Annotated in this window: 12 protein-coding genes; 3 read left to right on the top strand and 9 right to left on the bottom strand. The window is 45.4% G+C overall.

The genetic code is table 11. The features are described from left to right. Positions 1-10 precede the first annotated feature (10 nt). Genes NYE25_RS28940 through NYE25_RS28930 form a run of 3 tightly spaced genes read right to left on the bottom strand, consistent with a single transcriptional unit; the run spans position 11 to position 3,813 of the window. A complete protein-coding gene (locus NYE25_RS28940) occupies positions 11-1,591 on the bottom strand; it encodes a UDP-glucose--hexose-1-phosphate uridylyltransferase (protein ID WP_076300026.1) in 1,581 nt (526 codons plus the stop codon). Positions 1,592-1,646: 55 nt separating this feature from the next. Continuing rightward, on the bottom strand, positions 1,647-2,633 hold the full coding sequence (galE, locus tag NYE25_RS28935; RefSeq protein ID WP_042186143.1) for a UDP-glucose 4-epimerase GalE: 987 nt from the start codon (positions 2,631-2,633) through the stop codon (positions 1,647-1,649). Positions 2,634-2,637: 4 nt separating this feature from the next. Continuing rightward, positions 2,638-3,813, bottom strand: coding sequence for a galactokinase (locus NYE25_RS28930; RefSeq protein WP_341147487.1), 1,176 nt, complete (start codon positions 3,811-3,813; stop codon positions 2,638-2,640). 218 nt (positions 3,814-4,031) lie between these two features. Here NYE25_RS28930 and NYE25_RS28925 point away from each other — a divergent pair, with 218 nt between their 5' ends. Then, on the top strand, positions 4,032-4,898 hold the full coding sequence (locus tag NYE25_RS28925; RefSeq protein ID WP_341147486.1) for an AraC family transcriptional regulator: 867 nt from the start codon (positions 4,032-4,034) through the stop codon (positions 4,896-4,898). Positions 4,899-4,984: 86 nt separating this feature from the next. On the opposite strand, the gene NYE25_RS28920 is transcribed toward NYE25_RS28925, so the two are convergent. The 5 genes from NYE25_RS28920 to NYE25_RS28900 form a co-directional block, all read right to left on the bottom strand. After that, the gene (locus tag NYE25_RS28920) at positions 4,985-5,983 is read right to left on the bottom strand and encodes an aminoglycoside phosphotransferase family protein (RefSeq protein ID WP_042186136.1); all 999 of its coding nucleotides are present in this window, start codon (positions 5,981-5,983) and stop codon (positions 4,985-4,987) included. A 29-nt stretch (positions 5,984-6,012) separates the two neighbouring features. Further along, positions 6,013-7,020 (bottom strand): L-glyceraldehyde 3-phosphate reductase, encoded by a 1,008-nt coding sequence (mgrA, locus tag NYE25_RS28915; RefSeq protein WP_341061536.1) that lies wholly within the window; start codon positions 7,018-7,020, stop codon positions 6,013-6,015. A gap of 105 nt (positions 7,021-7,125) precedes the next feature. Further along, complete coding sequence (locus tag NYE25_RS28910; protein ID WP_076284245.1) at positions 7,126-7,866, bottom strand: NAD-dependent protein deacylase; 741 nt, start codon at positions 7,864-7,866, stop codon at positions 7,126-7,128. A gap of 34 nt (positions 7,867-7,900) precedes the next feature. Continuing rightward, positions 7,901-8,665 (bottom strand): HAD family hydrolase, encoded by a 765-nt coding sequence (locus tag NYE25_RS28905; RefSeq protein ID WP_076300028.1) that lies wholly within the window; start codon positions 8,663-8,665, stop codon positions 7,901-7,903. A gap of 32 nt (positions 8,666-8,697) precedes the next feature. Continuing rightward, positions 8,698-9,441: an alpha/beta hydrolase gene (locus tag NYE25_RS28900; RefSeq protein ID WP_076300029.1), complete on the bottom strand. Its 744-nt coding sequence runs from the start codon at positions 9,439-9,441 to the stop codon at positions 8,698-8,700. Between the two features lie 186 nt (positions 9,442-9,627). On the opposite strand from NYE25_RS28900, the gene NYE25_RS28895 reads away from it, so the two are divergent. After that, positions 9,628-10,668 carry an acyltransferase family protein gene (locus NYE25_RS28895; RefSeq protein WP_076300030.1) on the top strand — a complete coding sequence of 347 codons (1,041 nt, stop codon included), beginning with the start codon at positions 9,628-9,630 and terminating at the stop codon, positions 10,666-10,668. A 316-nt stretch (positions 10,669-10,984) separates the two neighbouring features. Further along, positions 10,985-12,670, top strand: a complete 1,686-nt coding sequence (ilvD, locus tag NYE25_RS28890) for a dihydroxy-acid dehydratase (protein ID WP_076284249.1) — start codon at positions 10,985-10,987, stop codon at positions 12,668-12,670. A gap of 174 nt (positions 12,671-12,844) precedes the next feature. Here ilvD and NYE25_RS28885 read toward each other — a convergent pair whose 3' ends face one another. Next, positions 12,845-14,245, bottom strand: a complete 1,401-nt coding sequence (locus NYE25_RS28885; protein WP_341049372.1) for a polysaccharide deacetylase family protein — start codon at positions 14,243-14,245, stop codon at positions 12,845-12,847. Positions 14,246-14,287 lie beyond the last annotated feature (42 nt).

Raw genomic sequence — 14,287 nt, 5'->3', positions numbered from 1 at the left:
TTTCCAAACTTTAGATCGCACCGAAGCTCTTCACGAAACGACGGAAAGCAGCTTGCCCTTCCGGAGTCCGTTTATAGACACCCGCGTGTTCAAGAATATGTGTAAATTTGATGCCGACTTCGTTCTGCACAATCTTGACGGCTTCTTCATGCTGTAATGCCGTTCCGAAACGCTCTACAAGCTCCTTAACCCAAGCAGCGTGCTGCGCAAGTGGATGACTAGGATCATTCTTCACCGCTTCTAATAGTGCTTGATCTCCTGTAAGGATGCTCGCAATAGAATCAAGCTCTTCCTTCAGACGACCTGGCAGAATTGCGAGTCCCATGACCTCGATCAAGCCGATATTTTCTTTCTTGATATGGTGCATCTCCCGATGGGGATGGAAAATCCCTTCAGGATATTGCTCGTTAGTCCGGTTGTTACGCAGCACGAGATCCATCTCGAAGCTGCCATCTTCTGCCCGACGAACGATTGGAGTAACGGTATTATGAGGCTGCACTTCACCATCAACTTCGCTGAATGCCAACACTTCTGCTTCAGGATCACTATACGCCTTCCAAGCTTCATAAAGTGCATTGCCACACTCCAGCAATACCGCTGGATCGTCACCATTCAAACGTAATACGGACATAGGCCATTTTACGATATTAATGCTGACACCCGGATAAGATGCATGCGTGAACGTATCTTCCTTAGGCGCTTTCTGAATAGGGAAGGTGTGACGTCCACCTTGAAAGTGGTCATGCGTCAGAATCGATCCGCCAACAATCGGCAAGTCTGCATTCGAGCCAATAAAATAGTGCGGGAAAGATTCCACGAAGCTAAGTAGCCTCTTCAAGGTATCCTTGGTAAGCTTCATTGGCACATGATCATGATGGAATACAATACAGTGCTCGTTATAGTAAACATATGGCGAATACTGAAAGAGCCATTTCTCATTATTCAGCTGAAGTGGAATGACACGCAGGTTCTGGCGCGGCGGATGATTAACCCGACCAGCATACCCAACATTCTCGCGGCACAGCAGACATTTTGGATAGACCGGCGGCGGGAGCAAGCGGGCCATAGCAATTTCCTTCGGACTCTTCTCAGGCTTGGACAAATTGATTGTCATCTCGATGTCACCGTAAGGCGAATCTTGCAGCCAGTAGACATTCTTGGAAATCCGGTCCATCCGGATATAGTTGGAATCTATGCTTAATTTATAAAAGCGATCTGTAGCCGCGGAGATACCTTTTTCAGCAGCTAAACGGTTGAACTCCGCATTTACGTCTGATGGACGGGCCATTAGGAGTCCCATAATCTTGGCATCCAGCAAGTCACGGTAAGTGTCGCTATTCTCTGGAATCAATCCGATTTCAAAACCATAATCAATCAGTGCATCCAGTGGAACCTGTGGACCTGTAAGTGGACTTTGATCGATCTCGCCAACGAACGGCTCACTAAATCCGAACTGATCTAGCAGCACATTACGGCTATAGTCTTCATCTGATGGAGCAATGAGCTGCTCACGTAGTGCAAACAGAACTAGCTGCTCAATCGCATGTAAGGCTTTCTGGCCAGCAGGCGTAACCTTATTCTCGTTGTGCATTTTCAATTCTCCTTAAGTAGGGTCTCATGCTCTAGTTAAGCTATGCTAAAGCCCCTTATTCTCCGTACCCCTGCGGATTGGCAGAATGCCAGTTCCAGGCGCTTTGAATGATATTCTCTAAGTCAGCATGCTGAGGGTTCCATCCAAGGATAGAGCGCGCTTTATCGGAGGAAGCTACCAGTACTGCCGGATCTCCAGCACGGCGTTCTTGAATAACTACAGGGATTTCTAGTCCTGTAACTTTCTTCGCAGTTTCAATAACCTGTTTTACCGAGAAGCCAAGTCCATTTCCCAAGTTAAAAATATTACTGCTGCTTCCGCTACGCAGATAAGTTACTGCGCGAACATGGGCGTCAGCCAGATCGCTAACATGAATGTAGTCGCGCACACAAGTACCGTCTTCTGTAGGATAGTCGTCTCCGAATACGGCGATGCTCTCCCGTTGCTTCAAAGCGGTTTGCAATACCAGCGGAACCAAATGACTTTCCGGACGATGGTCTTCACCGATTTTGCCACTAGCATGTGCACCTGCAGCATTAAAATAACGAAGCGCTACATATTTGATACCCAGTACTTTATCAAACCAAGCCATCATGCGTTCCATAGTCAGCTTAGTTTCGCCATATACGTTTGCTGGCTCGGTACGGTCTGTTTCTTCAATCGGCACCTTTTCCGGTTCGCCGTAGGTTGCAGCTGTAGACGAGAATACGATTTTGTTCACGCCAGCTTTTTGCATAGCTTCCAAAAGGCATTGTGTGCCGTATACGTTGTTGTCATAATATTTCACTGGGTCCTTCATGCTTTCACCAACCAAAGAGCTTGCTGCAAAATGGATAACCGCATCAATCTCATTCTCGGCGAACAGCTTACCCAGCAGCTCCTTATCACGCAGATCGCCTTCGTACAGCTTGCCACCCAGTAGCGCCTCACGATGCCCCGTTAGCAGATTGTCGATGACGACCACTTCTTCGCCGCGATCCAACAGCTCTGCTACAGTATGAGATCCAATATACCCTGCTCCGCCTGTTACTAAAATTGCCATTTGATTACACTCCCTTCAATTCTTGGACACCATTACCGATGCCGCAAACGTAGAACTCACCAACCAAACCAGATCTTGTGGTATATGCCTCGCCTACATCACGAATGAAACGTTCTACATCATCTTCATGTACCAAGGATACAGTACAGCCACCGAAACCTGCACCAGTCATACGAGAACCCAGTGTACCGGGAATACGCTGTGCTTCTTCAACCATAATATCTAGCTCTTCACAGCTAACTTCATACAAATCACGCAAGGAAGTATGTGAGTCATTCATGAACTGTCCAAACTGCTTCAGATCATTGTTCTTTAAGACCTCAACGGATTCTAGTACACGTTGATTCTCTTCCACAACATGGCGAGCGCGGCGTCTAACAATTTCATCTGTGATTTTATCTTGATGTGCTTCGAATTGTTCACGATTGAGCTGTGCCAGATAAGCTAGTGAAGGAACTTCTTTTTGCAAAATAGACAAGGCCTCATCACACTGCTGACGACGCTCATTGTACTTGGAATCTACAAGTCCTCTGCGTTTGTTCGTGTTGCCGATAACCAGTTTGTAAGCACCTGTGATGAAAGGTACCAGATTATATTCAAGCGTATCACACATTAACAGGATTGCATGATCTCGTTTGCCATTAGCAACTGCGAACTGATCCATAATTCCGGAGTTTACACCTACGTACTGGTTCTCAGCACGCTGAGACAAGAGTGCAATCTCAACGGTATCCGTGTCGCCGCCTTCGAGAGTTAGGAAAGCATAAGCAGTCACGACTTCAAGAGAAGCCGATGAGGACAAGCCTGCGCCATTCGGAATATCACCATGGAACAGCAGATCGTAACCTTTAGATACTGGAGTGTTTTTCTTCTCCAATTCAACCATTACTCCAACCGGATAGTCGATCCATTCTCCAGTTTTGGCCTTGCCAATTTCACTATAATCAATAGATGCTTCATAAGGAAAATTAGTAGATGCAAAATTCACTTTGCTGTCACTGCGTGGACGGACAATCAATGTTGTTCCGAATTCCAAAGCTGCCGGCAGCACGTATCCACCGTTATAATCCAAGTGCTCTCCAATGAGATTAACACGGCCTGGTGCATAAAATACTTGAGCTTCTTGCTCGCTTACCCCGTACTTTTCGATGAATTTCTTTTTAAGTTCCTGTGTGCTCATTAATGCCACTCCATCCTTTCGCTGCTTCAGCCAGTGGGAATAAGTAAAGCGTTCTTTATGTATTCATTATAATAGAATCAGTCATCCTCTGATAATGCAATCATGTGTGTAATGTATGGATAAATGTGACTTCCCATAATATAATAATTACACAAATAATTGATACACCCTAAACTATAAGCCATAAAATGACAATAACACAAGAAAGGCTGTCTCAAATGGAGCATACTTATTCCGTAGGATCTAATCCCGTATATTACGATAAACAAAATCTCCATGTACTGTTTGCTGGTCAAAGTCAGACGATTCCTATGCATCAAGCTGGCCCTAAGATTTACGATTATTATTTACTTCACTTTATAGAGTCTGGCTCAGGTGTTTTCCGTACTGAACATCATCAATATGCACTGGGAAAAGGTGATTGCTTCCTTATTCATCCAGGACAGCTGGTCAGTTATGTTTCGGATAAAAATCAGCCCTGGTGCTATCGCTGGGCAGCTTTTACTGGGAGTGAGGCTGATAGCCTCGTGCTGCAGACAGGCTTTACACCTCAAAAACCTGTGGTGACTACAACGGGTGATAGCGTCATCCCAGGTGCCCTTTCCAGTATCATGCAAGCCTTCAAAGCAAACAAAGAAAGTGCACACCTAACTTCTCTAGGGTATCTTTATCTCATTGTAGGTGAAGCCGCAGATTTACTCTCTTCCTTCTCCCGTCTTCCTGGAGCTGAATCGCAGGTTAAGCGTACTGTGAAGCAAATGATCCACTACATGGCCTCCCAATATGCTCATCCAGTATCCATTGAACAAATGTGTGATACTCTTGGCTATAACCGGGCCTATCTATCCCGTGTATTTAAGCAAGAGACCGGATTATCTCCGGTGACCTACTTGCTGAAGCTGCGCATTGAAAAGTCCAGACAGCTGCTGCGTGAACGGCCCGAGCTGTCCGTGGAACAGGTAGCAGCATCCGTGGGGCTCACCGATGCTTTATACTTCTCACGCCAATTCAAACGGTTTTGTGCTCAGTCACCCACCGCTTACCGTCTCACAACGACTAGACATGTAAAAAAGACAAATCAGTAAGGGAAGCCTTTGAAAAAGGGATTCACATATTAGGCAAGTCCAATATGTGAATCCCTTTATTAAGCTGATCTTTCAGTTAGCTTCGGTTATGTTGCATATAGACTCAGATATTCAGGGTAAGCACGAAGATGTATCTCTTTTGCCCTTTTCTGAGCCATTTCCTTCAGTTCTGGCACTTGCTCCGCTTCAACATAGTCAGCGAGAACATCAATCACATCATCAAGGAGCTTCGCTCTAAAATAAAACTCAATCCGTTCCAATATTGCAAGGCCTGCTAAATCAATAACTAGATCCCTACAGTAAGTCCAATCTTTTGATTTATAGAGCGGCCAAAGTAGTACGGAATAATCCATTGCAGCGTCTCCAAAAACCGTAAGGTCATCCCAATCAATAATCCAAAATTCATTATTATCATTGACTAAGATATTCTGCCAATTCACATCATTGTGTACGATGTCCGACGCCTTTCTCTGAAAAGAAGGGTGCTGACTAACCATAATTCTCAAAGCTTCCACTTCTGTATCGAACCAATCTAAAGTGTCCGCCGTTACGAAGTCCAGCAAATGCTTTTCCGCTCTAATAATTTGCAGATCTTCTTCAAATCGATTGATGTATTCGTCAGTAAATGCGGCGGCATAATTGTAGTCCTCATCCTCACTTACAACTGCCATCCTAATTCCTTTATCCGCATGTAATTGATGAAGGGACCTCAGAACCTTTTCAACCACTGGCAGTGGATCGGAAATGGAGCTTAATGGTTTACCTTCGATAAAATCAAACACTAAACCATAAGAATAACCAGATGTTATTTCTTGTGTAATCTCCCTAATCAACCGTGGTGCCTTGTAATTATAAGTCAAATGTTCACTGATCTTAACCCATTGTTTAAGTCCCACTGCTTTTTGTTCTTGCGAGAGTTTTAAATGACGAAAGGTTTGACCATCCGTTATGCGATAAGATTGGTTTACAAACCCTCCAGGATTCCAAATATACTTAGCCTCAATCTTCGACCTATTTAAGCCTATAGATTCCGAGTTGGCTTCGGCCCACTCTTTCACCTTGTTCTCATCTTGAAGCAACTCCATCGATGCAGCTCATCCCTTCACCTACGTCTTCATCCAGTTCCATTCTCCGTTTGAAGAATAGTCTCAATGCGATCCAATTCTGCCTGCGAGAACTCCAAATGCTGAAGTGCAGCTATATTCTCTTCAATCTGACTAACTCTGCTAGCCCCTATCAATGCAGAAGTAACCTTCCCATCACGTAGTGTCCAAGCTAGTGCAAGCTGCGCCAAACTCTGGCCTCTTGAAACAGCAAGCTGATTTAACGCGTGGATCTTGCGCTTCACATCCGGTGTAATTCGGCTTTCATTTAACGCAGCAGAGGGTTTGGCCGCTCTTGATCCTTCTGGGATTCCATTTAAATACTTATTGGTTAACAATCCTTGAGCAAGAGGTGTAAAAGCGATACTGCCAACTCCGCTCTGTTCCAGCACACCCTGTAAACTCCCCTCAATCCAGCGATCGAGCATAGAATAACTCGGCTGATGAATTAAGAGCGGCGTTCCTAAGCTGTTTAAGATTCTAACCGCTTCGAGCGTCTGCTCCGCGGTATAGTTAGATAATCCTATATACAGAGCTTTGCCGGAACGCACAGCATGGTCGAGCGCCTGCATGGTTTCTTCAAGAGGTGTTTCCGGGTCCGGCCGATGCGAATAATAGATATCAACATAATCTATGCCCAGCCGCTTCAGACTCTGATCCAGACTAGCCAGCATATATTTACGCGAACCCCATTCGCCATAAGGACCGGGCCACATGTTGTACCCTGCTTTTGTAGAAATCACCACTTCATCTCGATATGGAGCCATATCACTTGCAAGCACTTTACCAAAGAGCTCTTCTGCTGAACCCGCTGGTGGTCCATAGTTGTTGGCTAGATCAAAATGAGTAATTCCAAGATCAAAAGCACGAGTGATCATTTCTCTGCCATTCTCGTAAGTATCAATTCCACCAAAATTCTGCCATAGTCCTAATGAGATTGCCGGAAGCTTAAGACCTGAGTTCCCGCAACGGTTATAACGCATGTCTTCATATCGTGCTTCATTTGCTACATATACCATTGCTTATCCCTGCCCCTCATTACGCGCTGTTTCTGTACTACCTTATCTTTAAACTACTAAGCGCAATAATAATCTGGCAACCGACAAGCCATGAGATTATCCCTTCTAACCAAGCAGATCCTTTACACTGCCGAGTACTTTCCCAATCCGATCTGTAATCAGAAGATCAGCTTGATCATCAAAAGGTGTCGGGTCGCCATTCAGCAGCACCGTACGTTTGCCCCGGAAATAAGTGACTAGACTAGCTGCAGGCTGGACAGTAAGAGAGGTTCCACCAATCATAAGCATATCTGCAGCTGCTATCGCTTCGACAGAACTCACCAGCACCGAGTGGTCCAATTCTTCTTCATATAGCACAACATCCGGCTTAATAATACCACCACATTCGGGGCAGCGAGGGACGATCTCAGTGGTACTTAGGAGCTGCTCCAGCCCGTAATAACGTGAGCAGTCCATGCAATAGTTACGATGAATGGAACCATGCAGCTCAAGTACCTTTTGGCTACCCGCCAGCTGATGTAGGCCATCAATATTTTGCGTAATAACTGCTTTAAGCTTGCCCTGCCGTTCTAACTCTGCAAGCAGCAGATGTGCACCATTCGGACGAGCATCGGGATGAATCATTTTACTGCGGTAAAAATCAAAAAAAATGTCCGGTGAGGACATAAAAAAAGTTCGGCTCAGCATCACTTCAGGCGGATAAGGTGAATTGTGCTGAGTCTGGTATAATCCTGCTGCCGAGCGGAAATCCGGGATCCCACTCTCTGTTGATGTACCTGCCCCTCCGAAAAAAACGATGTTGTCACAGTCTTTAATCCAAGAAGCAAGTGTCTGCAATTGATCCATATGTTGTAGCACATCCTTTCCATTAGTATGCTGATCAGTAGGTGATCCTTAGCTCATTATAGCTAGAAATAATCACATCTGCGTCAATCAAGTGATTTCCATCACCCATGTTGGAGATTCCAACGGCGAGGCGTAAGCCTGCACCTTTACCCAATTGCATATCTGCATTACTGTCACCAATAATAATCGTCACTTCAGGAGACAGCCCCAGCTCCCGGCAGGCTAATTCAGCCATTTCAGGTGCGGGTTTTCCATTTAATACTCTGTCTCTTGTAACTACCGAATGGAAGTAATGAGCAATACCAAGCCAATCCAGATGCTCCTGAGTGGTCTTTGCGCCATCTGAGGTAACCACCCCTAGCTTGAGTGATGCAGCCGCGCACTGTTCCAGAAAAGGAAGAAGCCCTTCTAGAGGTTGTGCCGTGCGGCGTTTGCGTAATTCATACATAGCGTCCTTAGCTATACTCTTTACACGGGTCAACGCTTCATTCCAAGGAACACCAGCAGCATACAGCTGCCATGCAAGCACACCATAACTTTCTTCTTCTGTAGCCATGGTGAGCGGCCCTGCTGGATCATAACCAATCAACTTTCCTGCAGCATCATGCTGGGTACCTAGCACTTTACTCCGATCCACGATAAAATCAGTTCCCATAATCGCAAGCTGATTTTCCATTCCACATAGTACAAGCTCGGCCCAATTCCCCCAAGTGGCTAATAGATCCAATAACGTGCCATCTTTGTCGAACAATATTCCTGAACAGGGTATGCATTCATCGTTAATCTGTAATTCTGGCATAAGTATCCTCCCTTTGTTGGAAAGACCGAAGACTACCTGATATTCCCAAGCCAATCCAGCATGGCGCGCACAGTGTCATTTTGCTGTTCTTCTTCGGAAATGGTTGCTTTCCCGTCTCCTTTTTGTGGTCCATAACTTCCAAACTGAGCGTGATTTCCACCGACGATTGAACTATAAATCGTATTATCTGGCAAATAGGAACGTCCTTTGTTGTAGCTGTCTCTGTCAATAACCTGATCCTCTGTACCCACTACCGACAATACTGACAAAGTAGTCTCACGCAGACTACCTTTTTCATCTGGATAAGAAGCCAGGAAAAACACACCTTCCAGCTGGTCCGCATGCTCAATCGCATAACGTGACGCCATGACACCCCCAAGCGAATGCCCACCTAGAACAAAAGATTGCTTTGGATGCACACGAATAATCTCTTCTGCAGCATCGCCCTTTGTTACCGCTAAATTAAGCGGCATTTTAGCGATGTAGAACGGATGCCCCGCAGCAGCAATGCCCTTCGCCAGTGGGGAGTAAGCTTCTGGTTTCACCAGAGCTCCAGGGTAAAATATGATCGAGGCCCCCTTAGTAATGGAGGGTTCGAACGAAATCCAGTTTTCATTCTGTTCAACTGTAACTCCACCGCTTGAAATCAGTGCAGTTTCGGCTTCTTCTGCCGGTGCATACGGAGTTAAATATTTCCAAATCAGCAATCCGGCTACAACAAGAATGATTAGTACAATTAAACCAATACGACGCTTAGTTATTCTTTTCTTCAACATGCTCCACTCCCGGATGTTACTGCATATAAGAAAATTATAGTAGAAACCCACTGTTCTAACAACCTTCAACACATCGCCACATTTGGCACTTATGACAACGCTTTCAATAGTGAGTTAATTCACAATTCAATTGAAGAAAATCTTGTATTTTAAAATTAAAGCATCAAGCATCTTTGGGGGGAAGTCATGGTAGGGGAAAACTCGCTAGACACGCCTGGAAAGACCTTTTTTCTAAATTTACGTTTTGTTCTCATTGTTACTGTAATCGTTGGAAACGCCATAGAACCATTGATAGGCTCAATGAGCAGCTTGTATAGCTTATATATGTGGATCTTCAGCTTTCATATGCCGCTCTTCGTGCTCGTTACAGGTTTTTTTGCCAATAAACACCTTACAGGTACACAAGGCCGTCGCATTATCATGCAAATCGGATTCCAGTACATTATTTTTCAAAGCCTCTACTCTGTGCTGGACGCCACCATATATCAGGTGCAGGGTATCCATCATTCCTTTTTCGCCCCCTATTTGCTCTTATGGTTCCTGGCAAGTCATGCCTTCTGGCGTATACTGATGATCGGGATGCGTAAATGGGCGCCTGCCACTCAATTCATTTTTGCTGTCGCCGCTGGAATTGCCGTTGGGTACCTACAGCTTGATGGCGTATGGTTCAGCATTAGCCGCACTTTTGTATACCTGCCATTCTTCGTATTAGGTTATCATTTTTCGTTCCAGTCCTTTTCTCGCTTTTTTCAAAAATGGATTAAAATTACCGCTGCCGCAGTCTCCATCCTTCTATTCCTTCTGTTTGCATCTTGGGGATCAGACTTGCCGATAGGCTGGCTTTATGGAAGTATGACCTACATGCAGCTTGGGCTTCAAGAATGGTACGCTGGAATTTATCGTCTGGGCGTTTACGGGCTACAAATCACTGCTGCACTAGCGTTTATGGGATGGATTCCTTACTCGCTTAGCCGGCTGACTGACTGGGGCTCCCGTACGTTATATGTTTTTCTACTTCACGGATTTATCGTTCGTTTTGCCGCTGTTTCTGGCCTGTATTCTTATATCAACCATTCTTTAGGTGCCATGTTATTGGTGCTTTCTGCAATCTTACTGACCATTCTCTTAGCCCAACCAAGTGTAAAAAGGCTGATGCATCCTATTGTTGAGCCCCCCGTTGGCTGGATGATCACCCTGCAGCGTGTTGCCTTAAGGCGCTCATTATAAGTGGCCTATCCCCTTGCGGATAGGTTTTTTTATACTATTTAAGGCCGGTCTCATCATGAGAAACTTCACATTGTCCGGTAGAAAAAACGTGCTCTTTGTGATAGACTCACTAATAACAATGACTTCTCCGTTCATTAAAGGCGGGAACCGTTTATACCAAAACAGCGGCATTTTTTATAGAATCGGCTTCGCCCTTCTTCTCTAGGAAGCTCGTCCCCGTTCATTCTATAAACCGTATATACGCAGGTCTTTGGAGTTCATTGCGTTAATGCGACACTATATTTCATTGCAATTTATTTAGGGGGGAAATGTCAATATGGCAGCTAAGAAAATGCGTTCAGACATGATTAAAAAAGGCTTTGACCGTGCTCCACACCGTAGTCTCCTGCGTGCAGCCGGAGTAAAAGAAGAAGATTTCGGAAAGCCGTTTATTGCGGTCTGCAATTCCTATATTGATATTGTTCCAGGTCATGTGCATCTTCAAGAGTTCGGTAAGATCGTTAAGGAAGCGATTCGTGAAGCTGGCGGCGTTCCTTTTGAATTTAATACGATCGGCGTTGATGACGGTATCGCAATGGGACATATCGGTATGCGTTATTCACTGCCAAGCCGTGAGATCATCGCTGACTCCTTGGAAACTGTAGTTTCGGCGCATTGGTTCGATGGCATGGTCTGCATCCCTAACTGCGATAAAATCACACCGGGTATGATGATGGGCGCACTGCGTGTTAATATCCCAACCATGTTCGTAAGCGGCGGTCCAATGAAAGCCGGCGTAGATAGTAAAGGTAAAAAGCTCTCCCTTACCTCGGTATTTGAGGGCGTAGGTGCTCACCAAGTAGGCAAAATCAACGATGCTGAATTGCTTGAATTAGAACAATTCGGTTGTCCTACCTGCGGATCTTGTTCGGGAATGTTCACGGCCAACTCCATGAACTGCCTGGCAGAGGCACTTGGACTGGCATTGCCAGGTAATGGTACCATCCTAGCTGTAGCTGATGAGCGCAGAGAATTTGTACGCAGATCTGCTACTCAACTGATGGAATTGATTAAGTTAGACCTTAAACCAAGAGATATCGTAACTAAAGAATCCCTCGATAACGCTTTTGCGCTGGATATGGCAATGGGCGGCTCCACTAACACGGTGCTGCACACCCTTGCACTTGCTCAAGAAGCTGGTATCGATTATCCGCTTGAACGCATTAACGAAGTGGCTAACCGTGTTCCTTATCTGGCTAAGCTGGCTCCGGCTTCCGATATTTTCATTGAAGATGTGGACCGCGCGGGCGGCGTTAGTGCCGTATTAAATGAACTACTTAAGAAACCGGGTGCTCTGTTCGGAGACTGCATGACGGTTACCGGCAAAACATTAGCCGAGAACGTAACCGGACATGAAATCCAAGATACTTCCGTAATTCATAAAATCGATAACCCTTACTCCGAAAGAGGCGGTCTCGCCGTACTTTACGGCAACCTGGCTCCTGAAGGTTCCATCATTAAGGTAGGTGCAGTAGATGCTTCTGTTGGTGGATATCACAAAGGTCCTGCGATCTGCTTTGATTCCCAAGAATCCGCACTCGAAGGTATCGCTAACGGTAAGGTTAAAGAAGGCCATGTAGTCGTTATCCGTTATGAGGGTCCAAAGGGTGGACCGGGAATGCCGGAAATGCTAGCTCCTACATCGCAAATCGTGGGGATGGGTCTTGGTGCTAAGGTTGGTCTGATTACAGACGGACGTTTCTCGGGGGCTTCCCGCGGAATTAGCATCGGGCACATTTCTCCGGAGGCTGCTGAAGGCGGCCCGATCGCTTTTGTTGAAGATGGAGACATCATTGAACTCGACCTCAACAATCGCAAGATTGAACTCCTGGTTGACGAAGAAGTATTGGCGGTTCGCCGTACAGGCTGGAAAGAGTTTGAGCCTAAAGTTAAGACTGGTTACCTGGCTCGCTATTCCAAAATGGTTACCAACGCAAGTAACGGTGCAGTACTGAAGATTTAATTAGCAAATCCGAGTTCTAGTTGTTCCTGGCATACAAGAGCAGTCTACCTTAGATAATCTATGGTCGGACTGCTCTTTTTTATTGGGCACAAGAAAAAACGCCCCACAATCCATTTCTGGTTTGTGAGGCATCTATATTACGTTTCATTATATAAGACTAAATAATATCATGAATCAATTCGTTACTGTTGCTCCTGGCAATTCCACTTCTGTGAGTGAATCATTAAGTGACAACGCTTCTTCTTGCTGCGGTTTACGTTTTCTTACTGACCTTTCATCATGAGGCAGTTGCTTATTCATCTTCTTGAGTAATTCTGAGACAGGCATCAGGATTAGCTTCGGTACAAGGACCTCACTACGCTCCTTGAGCCTAGCACCACCATCTGGATGAATCACACTTAACAGGATCTTTAAGTAAAACTTGGTGGAGCGTGCGAATATGCCATCGGGCAAATCATGTACACTAAAGCCGAATTTCTCTGGCCCACGGTTAATCATACTAACCCCATAAAGTGCTTTGGCTTGCGCGAGGTTTACATCTTCGGCAATAACTTCTGCCAGCATTGGCAACCCTTTCTCCATTCTGCGGATCATTCGAATCGCAAGTTGAGCAGAAGAATGAGAATGAATACCTAACTCGAATAATTGCCTGTTATCAATATGCAGCTCAATGACTTTATCACCTTTACTCAACAAGGTTCCATCACCAAGTTCAACAGGCTCTCCCTGATATTTACGCATTCGATAATGCATGAATGGATCGGCTGGATTAATCGTCTTGAGCTGGAACATTACTTGGAATACCTGCTCCCAAGCCAACCAGAGTCCGACCAGTACTCGTTTACCAAAGGATAAACGCCGAATCGGTGATTTCTCCGCCATCTTGATCATGTCATCCACTCGAATACTGCGCAGTCCTCTTCTTTGGGCCTCCTGCAGCGTCAGTTCAAGGGCTACAAGCATATTCTCGGGTGCGTCCGGATCGGCACCTAACGTTGTGCCACTATCATGCAGCAACATCACTTCACCGGGATTTAATCGCGCCAGCATCTTCTCAGTGAGACGCTGCGCACCAAGCTTCTCACGCCAATCTCCAAACATTACCGACCATAGAACAATTTCAACTTGGCGACGTTTGGAAATATCGAACAAATTGACAATCCCCCAAGGTGGACGGTAATAAGTACTACGCTCGCCTATGATGTTGTAGATAATATCATTCGTGCGCTGAATCTGCCGACGAACGGTTGCGGGCCGCATGAGCCAGTTCGTCTTGTGAACATAATTATGAATTCCAATAAGATGTCCCTCTTCATGTATCCGCCTAATAAGATCCGGATAACGTTCAGCGTTAGATCCTACTACAAAAAAGGTTGCTTTTGCATCATACTTCTTCAATAAATCCAGAAGTAACGGTGTAAATCGAGGGTCAGGTCCATCATCAAAGGTCAACGCGAACTCATTTCGCCCAGTTCCTTTACGAAAGACACGGTAACCAAAAATGCGGCTAATCATACCCGGGATAAAAGCATAAAAAGATGAGATATAAAATAACCAGAGCAGCAAAGTCTGCATATGAATTCCTCGCTTTTCCAGAGTTGACTTTGGCTCGCCTTA

The organism is Paenibacillus sp. FSL E2-8871 (assembly GCF_038000345.1).
In the GTDB taxonomy this organism is placed as follows: Bacteria; Bacillota; Bacilli; order Paenibacillales; family Paenibacillaceae; genus Paenibacillus_AQ.
The sequence above is the reverse complement of the archived record's forward strand: the minus strand, read 5'-3'. Positions and strand labels throughout refer to the sequence as shown.